The sequence below is a fragment of the Thermophilibacter sp. genome (genome assembly GCF_966187215.1).
In genome coordinates this window covers 22,305-40,538 of sequence record NZ_CBIFYV010000116.1, presented here as the reverse complement: position 1 = coordinate 40,538, position 18,234 = coordinate 22,305, and the positions used below count along the sequence as shown (strand labels likewise).

Sequence of the window (18,234 nt, the reverse complement as noted above, 5' to 3'; positions counted from 1 at the left end):
CTGTGCTGACGCGCGATGAAGCGGCGGTGAAAGAGATCGCATGAACAATAGTAAGCGGATTGCTATTAGCGGTGTTTTTGCTGAACGGCCTTTAACGGGAGTGACGAGGTATTGCTGGGAAATCATCAAAGCATTGGATAGAAAACTACCAGCAGATATAACGGTAGATTTCGTAATTCCAGCCGGTGTCAAGGTGCCGTACGCGTTCTCCCATATACGTACGGTTGAATACGGAAGAAACATTCGCTTTCTTTGGATCAACTACTACTTTCTTAGATATTTAAGAAAGTTTGACGCAATAGGACTTAATATCGGAGTAAATGTACCTTGGCTGCGTCCTGATATTGCATTAATATATGATGTCAATTCAATAGTAAATAAACAGTATTTCAGCCGATATCATGTTATGAAAACGACGTTCGAGAAGAGCCTTGCGGCAAAAAAGGCAAAGCTCCTTCTCACCATCTCCGATTTCTCGAAATGTGAGATATCAAGAGTGCTGGGCGTTGATGGGGATAGGATACGAGTCATTCCGTGCGCTTGGGATCATGAGACTAAAGTCGAAGCGGACTTAAGTGTTTTAGGGAAATGGAAGATAGACCCAGGCAATTACTATTTCTCTCTATCGAGTATTGCGCCAACTAAAAATTTCAAGTGGGTCATAGAGTCCGCCAAACGTAACCCTCGCTTTCAATACGTTATAGCGGGCTCGACGGATCCAAAATCTTTTGGTTCCTCTGCCTTAGAGTTCGGTTGCGACAACATCTTGTATGTCGGAAGAGTGACAGATGGTGAGGCTAAAGCCCTGATGAGTTTTTGCCGAGCGTTTCTCTTCCCGTCATTTTATGAGGGCTTTGGAATTCCCCCGTTGGAGGCGCTTGCCTGTGGATCTCCGATCGTTGTCGCGGATATTCCAGTGATGCATGAGGTGTTTGGCAATCTGGCGACATATATCAATCCGTATAATTATGACTCATCGGGCGAGTTCTGTGTAAAACCTCCCGATCAAGTTCTGACCCAGTCCGTGCTCGGGCGATATCGCTGGGATCGCTCGGCATCCCTGCTCCTAGAGGTCTTGGAAGAGCTTGTAAAATGACTATTCTTTTCGTTCACACGTATTACTATCCTGAGATTCATGGCGGTGCGGAGATTAGCGTTCTTAAGCTTGCAGAGGAATTGGTAAAAAAAGGACATAGATGTTGCGTATATTGCACAAGTAATTGTGATAGTGATGAAATTATAAACGGGGTTGAGATCTATCGAAGAAAAAGCATGGTCCGCTCAAATGCAGATATGCTGGGTGTATTCAAACGGCCAGCTCATTTTCTGGGAGAAGTGTCATCACCGAAGGTGAAATCTCAGATAAGTAGCATTATTGACACATGTAAGCCAGACATAGTACATACAAACTGTCTGTACTATCTATCATCTAACGTATGGAAAGTATCGCATCGTAGGGGTATTCCGATTGTTCAAACAATTCGGGATTATTTCTTTTCGTGCTTTCGTGGGTTTTCGACGACGGATCGTGAGCGTTGTGCGCAATGCATGGTGCCATCGTTTGCATGCAATGTATTTAAGAGGAGGTATCGCAACGTCTCAAAAACCGTCAGCGTCGTAACAGCACCTTCATCATTTACCTTAGGCAACATGATAGACCAGGGTCTTTTTTCGAGCTCAGAATCGGTGGTCATTCCCAATGCCATCGATTTTGAGGAGGCATCGGTTTTGGATTGCATTCAAGCACATAAGCATCGTGATAGAGAAACGTTCAATTTTGCATTCTTGGGAACCTTGTCAGAAAAGAAAGGTATTAAATGGCTGTTGAGATCATTTCAAGACCTTTCTGATCAGAAAGTCCGTCTTTTTATCGCGGGAAAGGGGGAACTTGAAGATTTAGTCAGAAAAGCAGCATCGACTGACGAAAGGATTTCCTTTAAGGGGTTTCTAGCTGAAGAAGGGATATCAGAGCTGCTCCGAATGTGTGACGCTCTTATTGTTCCCTCCATCTGGGATGAGCCTTTTGGACGGGTTGTGTTAGATGGATTCAAAAACGGAGTACCGGTTCTCGCATCTCGGTCGGGTGGTCTTCCTGAAATAGTATCAGATGGCGTAAACGGTTTCTTGGTGTCGCCTAACAGCAAGAATGATTTGATTAGTGCTATGAATAGAATACAAAATCCTGAAGTGTACCGTTTATTGTGTGATGGAATTTACCCAACAATTAGCAGGTATTCAATTGGGGAGCAGGCTAACAGATTTGTCCGTTTATATGAAGCCTATGCTGGTCTAGCTGGAAAGCTGTGATAAACAACAATGGCCATGTTAATTATCCTCACATCGCTAATGACTGCGGCATTAGTCTATGTCATAGATAGGAATTGGTATAATCCAGTATGTGTGTTTAGCATCCTGTGGCTTGTTTTGACGTTACTGTATGGATTGCAGTTGTTCGGAATTAAGAGCGCTAGGGAATCCACATTTTCAATTGTTCTAGTCGGATTGATTAGTTTTGTTGTAGGGTATCTTTTCTCAATGATATTCCGAAAGCGGCAGACAGCTGCTTTCGGAATAAGAGTTGACTGTATTTCGGCAGGCGCAAATCAGAATCTTTTAAAAGTTGCCGTATCTATTGTGGCTATTTACTACATATTCGAAGCCCTGATGATTCTTAGATTGCTCTCATCGGGAGTGTCGTTGTTTGACATCAGAACCGCTTTTCAAGGTTATGCAAGTTACTCATTTAGCGATGTCCTTCTCAGCCTGAGATCCGGGGCGCTCTATTCGTGGTTTATTATTCCTCTCTACAATACCTGCGTTGTATTAGCGGCTATCAATCTCTTTTATGGTCGCCGAGATCCTTATGTTATCCTGGCGTCTCTTTTTTGCGTTTTGGTAAGGACTCTGTTTGAAGGGTCGAGATTCGCAATCTACAATCTTGCTATTTTCGTTTTTTTCTCATTTTTGATTTCGAAAAAAAAGATTGTAATCAGCCGGAAAACAAAGAAAGTGTTAGTTGGTGTAATTGCGCTAGGCGTCGTCTTGGTTCTTGCCGTCACTGTGACTCGAATTAGCTCTGGTGAAAAGACCATTGCGGAAGAGCTCTATATGTACATGACGTGCTGTTTTCCACTGCTAGACTTCTGGACTAATTCAAGCTTACCCATGACGAATGGATCAACATCGTTTTATGGTGTTCTGCAACCTTTTGCGATTGTTCTTCAGAATCTTGGATTTGATACATCGTGGTATACGGCTGGGGCAGACAACATTGCGCGATTCGAAAGTTTTGTTCCAATCAGACATCGAGGTTACTCTGATAATTGGAATGCATTTATTTCGGCGTTTGGGTATCTCTATGTTGATGGAGGATGGGTCGGTGTCGTTTTAGGGATGTCGGCTCTCGGCTTAGTTTCGGGGCTTATTTATAGCAAAATGCAAGGACTTAGTTTTGAGAACGGCAGGAATACCTATGTTCGCTGGTTGGCATTGTATCTTATGATTCTTGAGTTCGTGATGATGACAATGGTTAGATGCTCCTTTTCCGTTGCCTCCTTTTCAATAACATTCATATATATATTGATATTTACGTCTACTTTTACCGCAAAACGCTGTCGTTCTTCATACGATGTGTTACACCACTAGAACAAGAGCGAAAATCCGTCAGGGGCTTATCAATGCCGCCAACGCGAAACTTCGTTTTCCGTATCGGTTCGCCCCAGAAAAATGATTGCCGAGCCAAGGTGCGATCGCTAGGCTTCTAAAGATTACCTGTATGGTCGCTGGCTTTCTGGTAGTGATGTATCGGTTTTCATAACTTCGAATTATGTTGAGTGGAAAACTGATAATGGGACGAAGTCGTCATTTTGAATTCAGTGTCTATTTGCATCTTTTGCCCCTCCTTAAGGCTGTATTTGTAGTGTGAGCTCTATATGCATACTTTGTAGTTAAGATATATATGAAAACTTCACGAAAAGAGTAGCTTTGACGAGTTTAAAAATTAACTTTCTTTACAACGTCGCCTACCAGCTGCTAACAATCGCGTTGCCGCTCGTGACTGCCCCGTACCTCTCACGAGTGCTGGGGCCGGAGGGAATGGGGACGTACTCGTACACCTACTCGGTGGCTTATTACTTCGTCCTGTTCGCTATGCTCGGCGTCAACAACTACGGGACCCGGGCGGTCGCGTCTGCGCGCGACGATGAGGGTGACCTGAGGATGACCTTTTGGAGCATATGGGCGCTCCAGGCAATCCTAGCGCTCCTTTGCTCCGCCCTCTATATCGGCTACTCCTTCGTGGCCGGCGACGCGGTCCTCTCCCTGCTGTGGGTCCCGTACGTCATCTCGGCCGCCCTCGACGTCAACTGGCTCTTCTTCGGCCTCGAGAGGTTCAAGGTCACGGTCGTAAGGAACTTCGCGGTCAAGCTCGCCACGTTCGTCCTGACGTTCGTCATCGTGAGGGGGGAGAATGCCCTCGAGCACTATCTTATCCTCATGTCCGTCAGCTTCTTCGCGTCCGCCGCTATGCTCTGGCCGTTCGTCCTTCGAGAGGTGAAACCATGTCTTCCGGGGGGAAGGGAAGTCCTCTCGCACCTGAAACCGAACCTCGTCCTTTTTGTTCCCGTGATTGCAGTGAGCCTCTATACTGTGCTCGACAAGGTGATGTTGGGGCAGATGGCAGGCATGAGCGAGTCTGGCATCTTCGAGAACTCACTGAAGATTGCCCAGGTACCGTTCTCTCTTATCACGGCACTCGGGACGGTGATGCTGCCTCATGCCGCGAACCTCTTTGCGTCCGGGAAAACTGAGGAGGGGAAGCGCTACATTGCGCCTTCGATGTGGTTCGCGCTGCTCCTCTCCTCGGCATTCACGTTCGGCCTTATCGCGATTACCCCTGAGTTCGTGCCAGTGTTCTTCGGAGAGAGGTTCTCCACATGCGCTGTCGTGATGCCAGTGATTGTGCTCGAGATGCCCTTCATGGCGTGGGCGAACGTCATAAGGACCCAGTACCTCATCCCTGCCCGGAACGATAGGGCCTACGTCGCCTCGGTGATTGTCGGCGCCATTCTCAACGTCGTGGTGAACGTCTGCCTCATTCCCCGGCTGGGCGCTCTCGGCGCGGGGATTGGGACGCTGGCGGCGGAGATCTCCGTCTGTTTGATTCAGACCGCCGCCGTTGCCGGGAGGCTCCCGATAGCGCGGTACCTCGCGGAGTCGGTCCCCGGCTTCGCGATCGGCCTGATTATGCTCATGATCGTCAGGGGATTCGCGACGGTTCTTCTTGGCGGCGTTTTGGGGCTCGTCCTTGAGATTGCCGTCGGGGCGGCCGCTTTCGCTGCCATCGCCTCGGCCTGGTTTGCGGTCTCAAAGAACCAGTACGCGGAGGAGCTGCTGTGCCCCCTGGTGAGGAAACTTGCCAGGGGGCTGTGCAGAAAGTGATTCGGCCTAGCGCAAAGGGCGCTTCGGACTGATCAATGTGCCCCCAGCTATTTCTGAGCCTGGGGCTCCCAGTAACTGTGTCTATCTGCATCGATATCTGGGGTAATCATAGAAACGCTCTCAGACATAGACACTCGTTCGTTGACAACCGAAGAGAAGGAGAAGATTGACATGAGGATTGCCGTAGCGGGTCTCGGTTACGTCGGGCTGTCGGTGGCGGTGCTGCTGAGCCAGCACAACGAGGTGCGGGCGCTCGACGTGGTGCCGGCCAAGGTCGAGATGGCCAACCGGGGGGAGTCGCCGATTCGCGACGCCGAGATCGAGCGGTTCCTGGCCGAGCGGGAGGGGAGGGGCCTCTCGCTCCTGGCCACGACCGACCCCGCCGAGGCGTATGCCGGCGCGGAGTACGTGGTGGTGGCGACGCCCACGAACTATGACACGGAGCGCAACTTCTTCGACACCTCCGCCGTGGAGGCTGCGATGGACGCGGTGCGCGCGGTCAACCGGGAAGCCTGGATTGTCGTGAAGTCGACGGTGCCGGTGGGCTACACGGAGCGCGTGAGGGCGGAGCGCAGTGACGACCGCGTGATCTTCTCGCCCGAGTTCCTGCGGGAGGGGCACGCGCTGTATGACAACCTGCACCCGTCCCGCATCGTGGTGGGGGCGCCCAAGGGCGATTCGGACGCCGTGGCTGCCGCCGAGCGCTTCGCGGCCCTTCTCGCCGAGGGCGCCGACCCCGCGGAGCGCGTACGCGAGAACGCTGACGGCACGATCGGCATCCCGACGCTTGTGCTCGGCCCCACCGAGGCAGAGGCGGTGAAGCTCTTCGCCAACACCTACCTGGCGCTGCGCGTGGCCTACTTCAACGAGCTCGACACCTACTGCGAGGTGCGCGGGCTCGACACGGCCGGCGTCATTCGCGGGGTGTGCCTGGAGCCTCGCATCGGGAGCCACTACAACAACCCCTCCTTCGGCTACGGCGGCTACTGCCTGCCCAAGGACACCAAGCAGCTGCTCGCCAACTACCGCGACGTGCCGCAGAACCTGATCGGCGCCATCGTGGACTCCAACAGGACGAGGAAGGACCACGTAGCCGACGAGGTGCTGAGGAGGGTCAACGAGCTGGTGTACTCCGGGGTCGAGGCGCCGGTCGTGGGCGTCTACCGGCTCACGATGAAGAGCGGCTCGGACAACTTCCGCGCCTCGAGCGTGCAGGGGATCATGAAGCGGGTCAAGGCCAGGGGCGTGCCCGTGGTCGTCTACGAGCCCACGCTCGACGCGCCCGACTTCTTCGGGAGCGAGGTCACGCACGACCTGGGCGCCTTCAAGTCCCGCTGCGACCTCATAGTCGCCAACCGCTGGAGTGACGACCTCGCGGACGTGGCGGGGAAGGTCTACACGAGAGATCTCTTCCGGAGGGACTAGGAGCCTGCTTTGTCGTGGGCCTGACGAAATAAGATAGTTGCTTTACCCGGGAATTGAACTTGACCGGGGTATGGAGCTTGCCAACGGCGCCATTTTAGTTTGCCAGAACTGCGAATTGGTTCGGATGCATCCTTATTTCCACTTTTTCTCAGATTGATGTTGCTTTGACTTATGATTCAGCTGATGAATGGTGGGGGAGTCGAGCGCATGGAGTGCTTCTCGCCTCGCCCGGAGATTACTTTTAGCATCAGTCCTTAGTGTTTCTCGGTATTACTTGTACTTTGATAACTGATTTCGGAGGTTGCGTTGTCTTTTGGAGACACTCTTGAGCGTTGGAGCGCCAACATCGATGACGAGGGGAGGGCGTCCCTTGAGCGCCTTCTTGCTGACCGAGCTATGTTTGAGGATGCGTTTGCACATGATCTAAGATTTGGCACTGGTGGCTTGCGCGGGAAGGTTGGTATTGGCCCCAATCGTCTCAATGTTTGGACGGTGGGAAAGGCTACCCAAGGCTTAGCAGACTATCTCAAGGCGAACTTCGTGGAGCCCTCCGTTGTCATAGCTCGTGATAGCCGAAGGGGCGGGGAGGACTTCTCTTGGCGTGCTGCCGAGGTTCTGGCGGCAAATGATATTGTCGTGCACATTCTGGGACTGGCGTCTACGCCGGAGCTATCCTTTGCGGTGCGAGATTTGGGATGCTCTGCCGGCGTGTGTGTGACGGCCTCCCATAATCCTGCCGAATACAACGGCTACAAGGTCTACGGGTTGGATGGTTGCCAGATCACGACAGAGGCGGCGCGGCAGATCCAGGCTTCGATAGACGCTGCTGACACCTTCGAAGGGGTTTCTCGCTTGGCGTATGAGGACGCGGTTTCCCGTGGAGTCGTCCAGGTAGCGGATGCGGGAACGCGAGGGCGCTATTTTGATGCTGTGCGTGACCAGCTCGTCGGTATTGACTGCTCGGGGCTCAAGGTGGCGTACACGCCGCTCAACGGGACGGGCGGGTTCTATGCGCCCGGGCTGCTGCGAGGCATGGGCGTTGACGTCTTGGTGGTGCCCGAGCAGAAGGGGCCCGACGGGGAGTTTCCAACGTGCCCCAAACCCAACCCCGAGGTTCCTGCTGCCATGGAGCTGGTGACCACGCTCGCACAGGAGCGTGGCTGCGATCTAGCTCTTGCGACCGACCCGGATGCCGACCGCGTGGGCGTGGTGGTTCCGCATGAAGGCTCGTGGAGGCTGCTTTCCGGTAACGAGGTGGGGGAGCTTCTGTTTGACTGGCTGCTCGCACGCGCGGCTTCGCGAGGTGAGGACCTCTCGCGGTTCGTGTGCGCGACGACGGTGGTCTCGGCTCCGCGTGCCGATGACATCGCGCGTGTCTGGGGCGTGCAGCTGCGACGCACGCTCACGGGGTTCAAGTTCATCGGCGAGCAGATCGGCCTTCTCGACGCTGCGGGGGAGGCCGACCGGTTCCTCTTCGGTCTCGAGGAGAGCTGCGGCTACCTCAAGGGGTCCTACGTGCGCGACAAGGACGGCGTCGAGGCGCTGGCGCTGGTGTGCGAGATGGCGGCTGACTATCGGGCGCGTGGCATGGACCTTGTTGAGGCGCTCGAGGACCTTGCACGGCGTGTGGGATTTCAGGCGGGGAAGCAGCTAACGATCCCGTTTGAGGGGGCGGATGGTTCGGAGCGGATGACGTGGCTGATGGCGTCGCTGCGCGCTGAAGCACCTGAGACGGTTGCGGGCCAAAGAGTCGAATCCATCGTTGACTACTCGAACGGGGCGCCCATGCCCGTTGTCAATCCTTTGCCATACGACCCCGAGCAGACGCTTTCCCCAACTGACATGCTCGAATGGCGTCTCGAGGGAGGCTCGCGCGTGTTGGTTCGTCCGAGCGGCACCGAGCCCAAGCTCAAGGCGTACTGCTTTGCCAAGGGTGCGAGCGAAGGCGGGGCCGAGGCGGCTGTTGCGAGCCTTTCTGGCGGTACGCGCGACATTCTCGCTATCAGGGCGGAGCTGTAGGTGAGGGGCTCTTTCTCCCATGCATCGCCAGTTTTTCGATGAGGGGGCAGCAATGAATTCCCTCAGATTCTTATGCGTTATGCCGTTGATCTTGGCCCAAACACTGGTGATTGATGAGGTGAATTAATTGAGTATGGATAAAGATGCGGCTCCGCTATACCTGTCTCGCAAAGATGCTCTGGCTAGCGTTAGCAGCTGGTATGAACGCTGGGAGCAATGTTGGCGACCAAGCACTCTCCTGATTTCTGGATTTGGGCTTGCGGGAAAGACATCCTTCATACGAAATGACGTTGCACCCCTGCTTTCCGATGCGTCTAACGTGCATAAATCAGAAACAAGGGTGGCGTTTGTCCACGTTGACTACGATGCGTTCGACCATTATCCATCTGAAGTCGATGTGCTGCTTGCGGTTCGAAATGGGCTCGCTGAGTATGGATTTCTGACCCCTCATCTGGACTGCGGCCTTCGGGCCTATCATGAGCGCGTCGACTCGTCGCCGTTTGCCAAGGCCCGCCTTGGAGCGCACGGCGTTGCTTCCGGTGTTTTGGGCCTAGGTGCTGCGTTTGCCGAGGCCCTGGCTTCGACGTCAACGGATGCAATCAGTATTGCCGCAGAGGCATTGGGTCTAGCCGCGGGATTTGCCGGTACTGGTGAGTTACTACAGGCCATAACGGACCGCCTCAGCAGACCGGTGGATGTAGAGAACTTCCTCAGCAGCGTTCCGGATTCTACGCTTATTCAATATCTGATCCCACTGTTCGCCGATGACCTCGGCGCTATTGGCGTGCGACCGTGCAATGGTAACGTGAGCCGGGCGGCGTGCATTGCTCTCGATGGGATCGGTGGGTCTTTTGGTGTGCAGGAGGGAGCCTGGGAACTTTCTTTTGCCAAGGCGACGAACTCTATGACCATACTGTCAGCCCGTGCTTTTCCGAATGAATGTAAGGATGTTCGGAGGGTTGACCTTGATCTTGTTCGTGAAGAGACCATGTGCGAGTTGGTTAACCAGTACAACGTTAATACCGGCCTGCGTGATTTCCTTCTTCGCGGAAACGACGGCCATCCTGTCTCTCTCGGCCTTGCGCGCCTCTGCCTCGACACCATCAAGCATGGGTTGGGAACCGAGAGCGAACTCATCAATTACATCCAGAGGTTCAAAGCTGGTGCCCATGGCAATCAAGAGCTTACGCCGGAGGCCGTAACGAGCACTCTTGCGCGTGACGTGCTGAGGGTACAGCTCAATCATCTGCCTAATGACGTAGTCCAAGTAATCTACGTCTTGGCATGGTTCGAGGCTGTTGATCCCTACTGGCTGATCAAGAAGCTGAGCATGCTCCAACCGCATTCGCACGCCTTGCATTTGTGTCGGTCGCTGCCCTATGTCATTGCCGAGGGCGAACACTCGTGGCACGTGCACGCACTTATCGCTCACTTTATTCGCCAGGAGTGCGATGTGTTTACCGTCGAGTCGCTCCAGTCGCTCTTAAGAGGGTGTGTCCCTTCTCTTGCAAGGTATGGGGAGAGCGAGGACAACCGACGCATCAGAGAGGTTATTGTTAGGCTGCAGTCCCACAGGGTTCTTTATGCTCTGGGAGGTATCGACGATGCAGCGGCTGTTGCCCTGCCATACGTCACGCTCGACGGCGGGCTCGAGAGGTGGGCAGGGTACTTCAAGGTCAAGTGGAATGGATCTGAACGGTGTCTCTCGGAGTTCGAGGACATGGTTGACCTGTACCTCTCGTGGAATGAGTCGATGCGCGGCGGGGGTTCGGTAAAGGAGCTGGACAGGGCAGAGAGGCTCAACGTCGTCCTGGATGAGCTTAGGGGGCTTGCCAAGAACGCCAGCCTTTCTGCGGGCGCTCTTGAAAAGCTCGAGCTTCTCCGCGCCAAAGCGCTTGTGCGCTGCGGCGCGATTGGCAGCGACGTGTACCGGCACACCTCGAAGCTCGGGTATCACAGGGAGGCGCTCAGAAATGAGATGAAGGCGCTCAAGCTCAGGCTTGGGATGTCGAATACCGTAATTGACCAGACGCTTGTGGACAACATCAATTCTGTGGCTGTGTCCGCGTATCGTCTCCTGGGATATGAGTACTCCATTCCGCTTCACTCGATAGCCCTTCTCGCATATGGACGCTGCAAAGATCAGAACAAGACGTTCGAGGGAAGGCTTCTGAGAAACTGGGCCACTACGCTCTACTCCTGTGCGGCCGACATCGGCAAGGGCCTCTACAGAGCGCCGAAGTCTACAGAATTTGCCATAAGCTTTGATCCTGGGACGCTGCTCTCTGATGCGGAGGCGCTCTGTGATGCGGCCGCTCGGATAGATTCGGGAGGCGAGTGGGCAGCGCTCATGACGAAGGCAGAGTGTTTCTTGCAGGGCGGCGAATCCGAGGAGGCGTTGGCGGAGCTCGACCGAGTCTGGAATCGCATAGAAGAAAAGGGCGCCGTTCGGTCGACGCATGCGAGCCGCTGTCTATATCTTCGGGCAAGAGTCGAAATGGAACGCGGCAAAGCAGAGAGACTGTCTCAGGCGTTCGAGGACGCTCTCCGCGCTTTTGATATTCGGTATCAGGCGGGACGATTCAAAACGGATACCGAGAAGTCGTATGAGCAAATCTGCTCAATAAAAGACCAGTTTATCGCTATGGACTTATCGGCCCCAGAGGTTCCTGAGAAGACCCGAAATGCACTGTGTGATATCAAGCAGCTGGCGGAGGGTCGAGTCAGTGCTGGCGGAGATCGGGAGGAACGCTGTCTTCTCGATGATGAGCGCTCGAGCCTTCATGAGATAGTCACGGGGCTTGTCGGTCTACTTGGTTTTGACCGAACGAGTGTGTACCAGACCGAGATGAACAAAATTAGGAACAAGTAATAATCTGTCGGTTTACCGAGTGGATGGTATTGATTCGGTCCCGGCTGCGGAAAACCGCGCCGGCTATGAGTGCGCAGCGGAGGTTGTCTTCAAGGTAACCTCCGCTTACTTAAGAGGCTCAATTTAATGTCAACAAGAACATCTGCTGAACTCGTAATAACGCGGGGGGGGGGTGCTCCAAGGCATTGTGCCGCGGGGGCGCTCGCCGCCCGGCCGTTTGATGCGTCGATGAATCCACCAACATAGAACAGGAGAGTCAACCATGGGCAAGTCTCAGAAGATCCAGGACGAGGTCAGCATCAACCAGGAGTTCCAGAGCTACCTCGACCAGTGCCAGGCGAAGGTCAGCCAGCGCTGCAAGGACGAGTTCGGAAACTTTGACGATCAGGTCGAAAAGTACTACCAGGGTGCCGACATGAACACCCTCTCAAAGGGCGAGAAGTGGAACTTCCGCCAGACGCACGACACGGGCATCGAGCACATCCAGCAGGAGGTCCGCGAGGCGCTCGAGAGTCTGTTCGGCGTTGCGGCAACGGGCGAGACGGACGACATGACCTCCGAGGCGGCCAAGGCCTTCGGCACCATCCTGTCCTACAAGTCGGCCGCCATCAACGTCGCGTCGACGGTTATCGTCAGCGCGATGAAGCTCCTCTCCTCGAGTATCGAAATCAAGTTCGATCACCAGTACACCGCCACCGCCCTCGCGCCCGGCCTGACGCTGCACCTTCTCGTGGCGAACGACTCCTTCAGCAACGAGCGGTTCCTCGACGGCGAGCGGATAATCGAGAGCTACCTTCGCTATGCGCTGATCTTCTCCTACCAGAAGGGCTACGCGGACTTTGGTATCGCGGAGTTCAACAAGCAGAACGCCTACATCTCCGAGGCACGCGGCGACCTGCTCGCGCTGAACCTCGAGATTGTGAACGGTCTCAGGAATCACACCCTGACGATTGAGGAGGCAAGGGGGCTCAGTGAGACCGCGTCGTTCATGGGGGCTATGCTCAGAGAGGCCGAGGACGACGTCCAGAATATGATCAACAACTACATGCTCAAGGTCCCTGCCAACGAGGGCGGCCGCACGAGGGCGCTTCCCATGGGACGCGAGGAGCTGGCGATCGTGCGCGACATTCTCTCTGACTATCAGAACTGACAGGGGGACTGCCATGCAGTGCTTCTGCAACGCGTTCATCCAGAATGAAACGGGCAAGGACATCACCTGCGTCACGCTGATTCATAAGTTTGGTGACGACCCCGCCCAGATTCTCACGTGGGACGAGGTCAAAGACAGATGGATGAGCGACTCAAATCCCGTTCCCGTGAGCTACCGGACCGGGTTCGGGAACATGACCTCCTACGACTGGTGGAGCGTGAGCTGGCGCGCGGGAAACGTCGTGTACACGAGCAACCCGTCTGCGTTTGGGTATTTCATGGGGTTCATAGCCGGCATCGGAGCGGGGCTCATCTCTGCGACGGGAACGATCGTCAAACCGACCGTCGGTACCGGCGCGGGCATCGGCCTGGCCTCTGCGGTAACCGCGGCAAGCTATGCGACGCAGCTCGCAGTGGGGAGCACGGCCGGTACGAAGGAGCTCAAAGAACATATGCTCCACGAGGAGGATATGGAGAACGGCATCACGGTAATCCTCGAGCGCGCGACAAGAGGGAAGGAGGGGGAGATGCAGGCCGTGCTCGAGACCGGTGACCGCAGGACGGTCATGGCGTGCACGGCTGCGAAGCTTCCGCCTTGCGTCGAGGCGGAGAACGTTCCCGAGCTCTAAGTTGCGTGAAGGCTCGGCGGTCAAGGCTCGGTTGGGCCGGCCGCCGAGCCCTCGCTTTGCGAGCCCCAGACTGCGGAGGTTCGCAGAGATTTCGCCTACCTAAACAGTTCGTCGTGCGTCCCGGTGCGCTCGAAGTACGCATAGTTATCATCAGATGACCAGATGAGGAGCCAATCGCCCATATTGGCAACATGGCACTCTCTTCGGCCAGCCCAAACTCCCGCAAGCGTATGCATGCGATGTCTGCGCCTCAGCTCCTCGAGTGATTCCAGGGAGTTCTCAAGAATGAGATCGATGACCTTGTCGAGCTCATGAATGTCTCGATTGTTTCGCCTGGCGATGCGCTTGAGATCGCGGCTGAACGTCGTGGTGAACTTTGCCTCGAGCCTGCTCACGACGCGAGCGCCGCCTCGATGAGCTCCTTGCTCGTCGAATAGCTCTCGCCAGTTCCGTCACGCATCATCCTCTCGGCCTCGCGGATGGCCTCCAGGCTCTCCTCGTTGGGCTCCTCGTTGCCAAGGTCGAGCGGGATGCGGCCAGTACGCCCCATCTGCTTCCAGAACGCGCGGGTCACCGAGGAGAGGTCGAACCCGTAGTACTCGGCGACGCGGGCGGCCTCGCGCTTGTCCCTCTCGTCGCATCTAATGGTCATCGTGGCCATGGGTGCCTCCTCAATATCATATGTACTTCTCTTATAAGGACACTGTAACACATAGTTTGGCATCTTCAACAAACGGCCATCGGCCGAACCCTGCCACGCACGATAGGAGGAGAATGAACAGCAATCCCAACCGCCTCACGCCCACCGAGCGAGACATCCTGCGCCACGTTGCGGCGGAGACCGCGCTGCGCGGAGGCGCGGTCTGCTCAAAGCGGGACCTCGCCGAGGTCGTGGGTCGCAACGTCAAGACCGTGGACCACGCGGTCGCGTCGCTGCGGTCGCGGGGCCTGGTCGAGGTGGAGGCGCGCTTCGACGAGCGCGGCGGCCAGCTGGCGAGCCGCTATCGCGCGACCTTCTCGCCGCCTGAAGGGTCTGCCGCTGAGCCGTCTCAGTGCTCCCCTCGATAGGCTGGTCGAGCCTGTCTCTAGTGAAATAAACGTCACTATGACATCACTTTGAAACTATGCCGCGTCAATACGACGAGCTTTGGGTACCATAGAGAGGATGGATGACGAAAGGGGGAGGCATGGCGACCGCAACGATGAAGCCGACCACGGTTCGGTTTGACGAGAAGCTGAAGTCGGAGGCTGTGAGCATCCTCGACTCAATTGGGCTCGGGCTCAATGCGTATCTGACGCTCTCGCTGCGCCAGCTGGTGAACCAGCGGCGCGTGCCCTTCGAGCTCGTCGCGGCGCCGGAGGAGCCCAACGAGGAGACGCGCCGCGCCCTGCTGCTCGCCGAGGCAAAAGAGGCGGGGCTCATCGAGGATGATGCCGTGACGTTCGATAGCGTCGATGACGCGATGGCTTGGCTTGACGGCAAATGAGGTACGCGATTAAGTTCGACTCTGCGTTTAAGGCGGACTACCAGCGCGTGACTCGTCAGCATCCCAGAATCAGGGAGGAGCTGCGCGCCGCCATGGTCGAGCTTGCCGATTGCGGGGCTCTCCCGGACGCGTATCGCCCCCACGTGCTGGACAACCCCGGCGGCAACTACAACGGCCACATTGATTTTCACCTGTCCGACGGCGCGGTGGACGTTGTGGTGCTTTACCTGCCGCATCGGACAAACCCCGTGATTCGCTTTGTGCGCATGGGCACGCATGGGGAGCTGTTCCAGGGGCCGGAGAGATAAGCGGCAAACTCTGCCGGCGGATACCAACGGAAGGGACGGGGCAGGAAGGCACCGGCATGGAGATTGCCCGACTCCGTCCCCGGCCCCCGTCCGGCATGCGCCTCTACGCCTACGCCTCCACGCCCTCGAGCAGCTCCGAGAGGCTCACGCCCAACCCGTGCGCGATCTTTGACATGTTGACCAGCGTGACGTTGCGCGTGCCCGTCTCGATCGACGCGTAGCACGACCGGTCCATCCCAATGGCGAGCGCCAGCTTCTCCTGGCTCAGGCCGGCTTGGTCCCTGAGCTGGCGGCAGCGGTTGCCGAAGGACTTTTTGAGGCGAGTCTCCCACATGCGTTCAGATTCGTCTCTTGTTGTATTTGAGCCAACGGACTATATACAACAATCCACACCTATCTGAACGCTGAAAGAGCGGGGTCCTGAGCAGCACGGCCTTAGTCCCGCCTCTCCGCACGGAATCGGGGGCCGAATCGTTCGGATAAGCAGGAATAAGCTTGCTGAACCCGTCGTGCCGAACGCGCGCGCCGCGCGCCTCGGCCCCCGCGCCCGCCGCGCTACAATGGGTGGCCGAGAAGAACGGAGCCTCCCATGCCCTACGCGAGCGTCGCGCTCGACATACCCACGCGCGCGCTCGCGTCCGCCTACGACTACGCCGTCCCGCCTGAGCTCGCGGGTGCCGTCGCCGTGGGCGCCACGGTGCTCGTGAGCTTCTCGCGCCGCGTGGCCGTGGGCTACGTGATGGCCGTCTCGGACGAGCCTCCCGCGGACGTCCCCGCGAGCAAGATCCAGCCGATTGCCCAGGTCCTCGCGCCGCCGGCCTTTGACGAGGTCGCCGCCGCCACGGCCGCGTGGATGGCGCGCGAGTACGCCTGCCCGCTCTGCGAGGCCGTGCGCCCCTTCCTCGCGCCCGGCCAGAAGGTGCGCGTCACCCGGCCCGCGCCGGACGCGCCCTGGGAGCTCGTGAGCGAGCGCGCCGGCGCCGTGGACGCGCGCTGGGTCTCGCTCACGCCGGCCGCCAACGACTTCGAGCCCGCGCGCAACGCCAGCCGCCAGCGCGCCGTCATCGAGGCCCTGCTCGCGGGCGCCATGCGTCTCGCCGAGCTCTCGGCCACGATCCCCGGCGCGTCGTCGTCCGTGCGCGCGCTGGAGCGGCGCGGCGTCGTGGCCGTGGAGGCGCGCCGGGTCGTGCGCGGCGCCGCCGAGGCCGCGACCACGCTCTCATCGGCCGCCGCGCCCCGTCCCGCAAAGCTCACGGACGGCCAGCGCGCCGCCCTGGCCGCCATCGACGAGGCCCGCCGCGCCGCTCGCGGCGACGTGGTGCTCGTGGACGGCGTCACCGGCTCGGGCAAGACCGAGGTCTACCTCGCCGCCATCGAGCGCGCCCTGGACGCGGGCCGCGGGGCCATCGTGCTCGTGCCCGAGATCTCGCTCACTGCCCAGACCGTCGGCCGATTCCGCAGCCGCTTCGGCGACGAGGTGGCCGTCCTGCACTCGCGCCTCACCACCGGCGAGCGCTACGACCAGTGGGACCTCGCCCGCGCCGGCCGGGCCCGCGTGGTGGTGGGCGCGCGCTCGGCGCTCTTCGCGCCGCTCGCCGACGTGGGCCTCATCATCATCGACGAGGAGCACGAGGGCTCCTACAAGCAGGACAAGTCGCCGCGCTACCACGCCCGCGAGCTCGCCTGCGAGCTGGCCCGCCGCCGCGGCGCCGCGCTCGTGCTCGGCTCGGCCACGCCCTCGCTCGAGAGCCTCGCGCGCTGCCACGCCGGTTCTTGGCGCGGCGCCCGCTGGACGCGCGTGGAGATGCGCGAGCGCCCGGGCGGCGCGCGCCTGCCGCGCGTGGAGGTGGCCGACATGGCCGAGCAGTTCCGCGGCGGCGGCCGCTCGGTCTTCTCGGCCCCGCTCGCCGACGCCCTGCGCGACGTGGCCAAGCGCCGCGAGAAGGCGGTGCTCTTGCTCAACCGCCGCGGCTTCGCCACCTTCCTCATGTGCCGCGAGTGCGGCTGCGTGCCCGAGTGCCCGCACTGCTCGTGCGCGCTCACCTACCACGAGCGCACGCACGCGCTGGTCTGCCACTCCTGCGGCCGCACCTGGCCCGTCCGCGCCTTCCCCGACCCCTCCACGCGCTGCCCCAACTGCGGCAGTCGCTACCTGGCCGCCTACGGCGTGGGCACCCAGCGCGTGGAGGACGAGCTGCGCCTGCTTCTGAGCGACGACGTCGAGGTCATCCGCATGGACGCCGACACCACGCGCGGCCGCGGCGACCACCAGCGCCTGCTCGAGCGCTTCGACGCCGCGGAGTGCGCGGTGCTCGTGGGCACGCAGATGATCGCCAAGGGGCTCGACTTCCCCGAGGTCACGCTCGTGGGCGTGGTCAACGCCGACACGGTGCTCAAGCTGCCCGACTTCCGTGCCGCCGAGCGCACCTACGACCTGCTCGAGCAGGTGGCCGGGCGCGCCGGCCGCGGCGGGCGAGAGGGACGCGTGATCGTGCAGACCTACTGGGCGAGCCATCCTGCCATCCGCGCCGTGGCCGCCCACGACCGTGCGCTCTTTACGGAGCCCGAGCTCGCCGAGCGCGCCGAGGCCGGCTACCCGCCGTTCTCGCGCCTGGGCAACGTGGTGGTGTGGGGCCGCGATGCCGCCGCGGTGCGCGCCGCCACCGACGAGCTGGCCGCGGCCGTCCGCACCGAGGTCGCCGGCGCCGCGGGCTGGGAGGTGCTCGGGCCCGCCGACTGCGTGCGCGCCCGCAGCCACGACCGCGTGCGCCGCCACGTGCTGGTGAAGGCGCCGGTGGACGCCGCGCTCGGCGAGGTGCTGGGGCGCGCGGCGGCCTCCGTCGCGCGCCGCGCCGGCGTCAGCATGGCCGTTGACGTGGACGCCTACGACCTGATGTGAGCGGGCG

Annotated in this window: 16 protein-coding genes; 13 read left to right on the top strand and 3 right to left on the bottom strand. The window is 58.4% G+C overall.

Translation table 11 applies throughout. From position 1 onward, the window contains the following. Nucleotides 1–40 precede the first annotated feature (40 nt). The 9 genes from ACWTSU_RS09270 (at nt 41) to ACWTSU_RS09230 (ending at nt 13,533) form a co-directional block, all read left to right on the top strand. The gene (locus ACWTSU_RS09270) at nt 41–1,096 is read left to right on the top strand and encodes a glycosyltransferase family 4 protein (RefSeq protein ID WP_455139992.1); all 1,056 of its coding nucleotides are present in this window, start codon (nt 41–43) and stop codon (nt 1,094–1,096) included. Beyond that, complete coding sequence (locus ACWTSU_RS09265; protein ID WP_455139990.1) at nt 1,093–2,307, top strand: glycosyltransferase family 4 protein; 1,215 nt, start codon at nt 1,093–1,095, stop codon at nt 2,305–2,307. Before ACWTSU_RS09270 ends, ACWTSU_RS09265 begins: the two co-directional genes overlap by 4 nt. Nucleotides 2,308–2,316: 9 nt before the next feature. After that, the gene (locus ACWTSU_RS09260; protein WP_455139988.1) at nt 2,317–3,645 is read left to right on the top strand and encodes an O-antigen polymerase; all 1,329 of its coding nucleotides are present in this window, start codon (nt 2,317–2,319) and stop codon (nt 3,643–3,645) included. Between the two features lie 339 nt (nt 3,646–3,984). After that, entirely contained in the window at nt 3,985–5,439 is a 1,455-nt protein-coding gene (locus tag ACWTSU_RS09255; protein WP_455139986.1) for a flippase, read from the top strand. 171 nt (nt 5,440–5,610) lie between these two features. Beyond that, nucleotides 5,611–6,864, top strand: a complete 1,254-nt coding sequence (locus ACWTSU_RS09250; RefSeq protein ID WP_455139984.1) for a nucleotide sugar dehydrogenase — start codon at nt 5,611–5,613, stop codon at nt 6,862–6,864. A gap of 396 nt (nt 6,865–7,260) precedes the next feature. Further along, the gene (locus ACWTSU_RS09245; protein WP_455139982.1) at nt 7,261–8,883 is read left to right on the top strand and encodes a phospho-sugar mutase; all 1,623 of its coding nucleotides are present in this window, start codon (nt 7,261–7,263) and stop codon (nt 8,881–8,883) included. Nucleotides 8,884–9,223: 340 nt separating this feature from the next. Then, nucleotides 9,224–11,755, top strand: a complete 2,532-nt coding sequence (locus ACWTSU_RS09240) for a hypothetical protein (RefSeq protein ID WP_455139980.1) — start codon at nt 9,224–9,226, stop codon at nt 11,753–11,755. Nucleotides 11,756–12,017: 262 nt separating this feature from the next. Continuing rightward, complete coding sequence (locus ACWTSU_RS09235; protein ID WP_455139978.1) at nt 12,018–12,905, top strand: hypothetical protein; 888 nt, start codon at nt 12,018–12,020, stop codon at nt 12,903–12,905. A gap of 13 nt (nt 12,906–12,918) precedes the next feature. Continuing rightward, nucleotides 12,919–13,533, top strand: coding sequence for a hypothetical protein (locus tag ACWTSU_RS09230; RefSeq protein WP_455139976.1), 615 nt, complete (start codon nt 12,919–12,921; stop codon nt 13,531–13,533). Nucleotides 13,534–13,628: 95 nt separating this feature from the next. Here ACWTSU_RS09230 and ACWTSU_RS09225 read toward each other — a convergent pair whose 3' ends face one another. Then, a complete protein-coding gene (locus ACWTSU_RS09225; RefSeq protein ID WP_455139974.1) occupies nt 13,629–13,928 on the bottom strand; it encodes a type II toxin-antitoxin system RelE/ParE family toxin in 300 nt (99 codons plus the stop codon). Continuing rightward, nucleotides 13,925–14,194: a type II toxin-antitoxin system RelB/DinJ family antitoxin gene (locus tag ACWTSU_RS09220; RefSeq protein ID WP_455139972.1), complete on the bottom strand. Its 270-nt coding sequence runs from the start codon at nt 14,192–14,194 to the stop codon at nt 13,925–13,927. Before ACWTSU_RS09220 ends, ACWTSU_RS09225 begins: the two co-directional genes overlap by 4 nt. A 113-nt stretch (nt 14,195–14,307) precedes the next feature. Here ACWTSU_RS09220 and ACWTSU_RS09215 point away from each other — a divergent pair, with 113 nt between their 5' ends. The 3 genes from ACWTSU_RS09215 to ACWTSU_RS09205 all read left to right on the top strand — a co-directional run bounded on the left by ACWTSU_RS09215 (nt 14,308) and on the right by ACWTSU_RS09205 (nt 15,328). After that, nucleotides 14,308–14,601, top strand: coding sequence for a hypothetical protein (locus ACWTSU_RS09215; RefSeq protein WP_455139970.1), 294 nt, complete (start codon nt 14,308–14,310; stop codon nt 14,599–14,601). Between the two features lie 119 nt (nt 14,602–14,720). After that, nucleotides 14,721–15,020 carry a type II toxin-antitoxin system RelB/DinJ family antitoxin gene (locus tag ACWTSU_RS09210; RefSeq protein WP_455139968.1) on the top strand — a complete coding sequence of 100 codons (300 nt, stop codon included), beginning with the start codon at nt 14,721–14,723 and terminating at the stop codon, nt 15,018–15,020. After that, nucleotides 15,017–15,328 (top strand): type II toxin-antitoxin system YafQ family toxin, encoded by a 312-nt coding sequence (locus ACWTSU_RS09205; RefSeq protein ID WP_455139966.1) that lies wholly within the window; start codon nt 15,017–15,019, stop codon nt 15,326–15,328. The genes ACWTSU_RS09210 and ACWTSU_RS09205 overlap by 4 nt, the downstream gene beginning before the upstream one ends. A 109-nt stretch (nt 15,329–15,437) precedes the next feature. On the opposite strand, the gene ACWTSU_RS09200 is transcribed toward ACWTSU_RS09205, so the two are convergent. Continuing rightward, nucleotides 15,438–15,662 (bottom strand): helix-turn-helix domain-containing protein, encoded by a 225-nt coding sequence (locus tag ACWTSU_RS09200; protein ID WP_455139964.1) that lies wholly within the window; start codon nt 15,660–15,662, stop codon nt 15,438–15,440. A 255-nt stretch (nt 15,663–15,917) separates the two neighbouring features. On the opposite strand from ACWTSU_RS09200, the gene priA reads away from it, so the two are divergent. Further along, nucleotides 15,918–18,227: a replication restart helicase PriA gene (priA, locus tag ACWTSU_RS09195; protein WP_455139962.1), complete on the top strand. Its 2,310-nt coding sequence runs from the start codon at nt 15,918–15,920 to the stop codon at nt 18,225–18,227. Nucleotides 18,228–18,234: the final 7 nt, after the last annotated feature.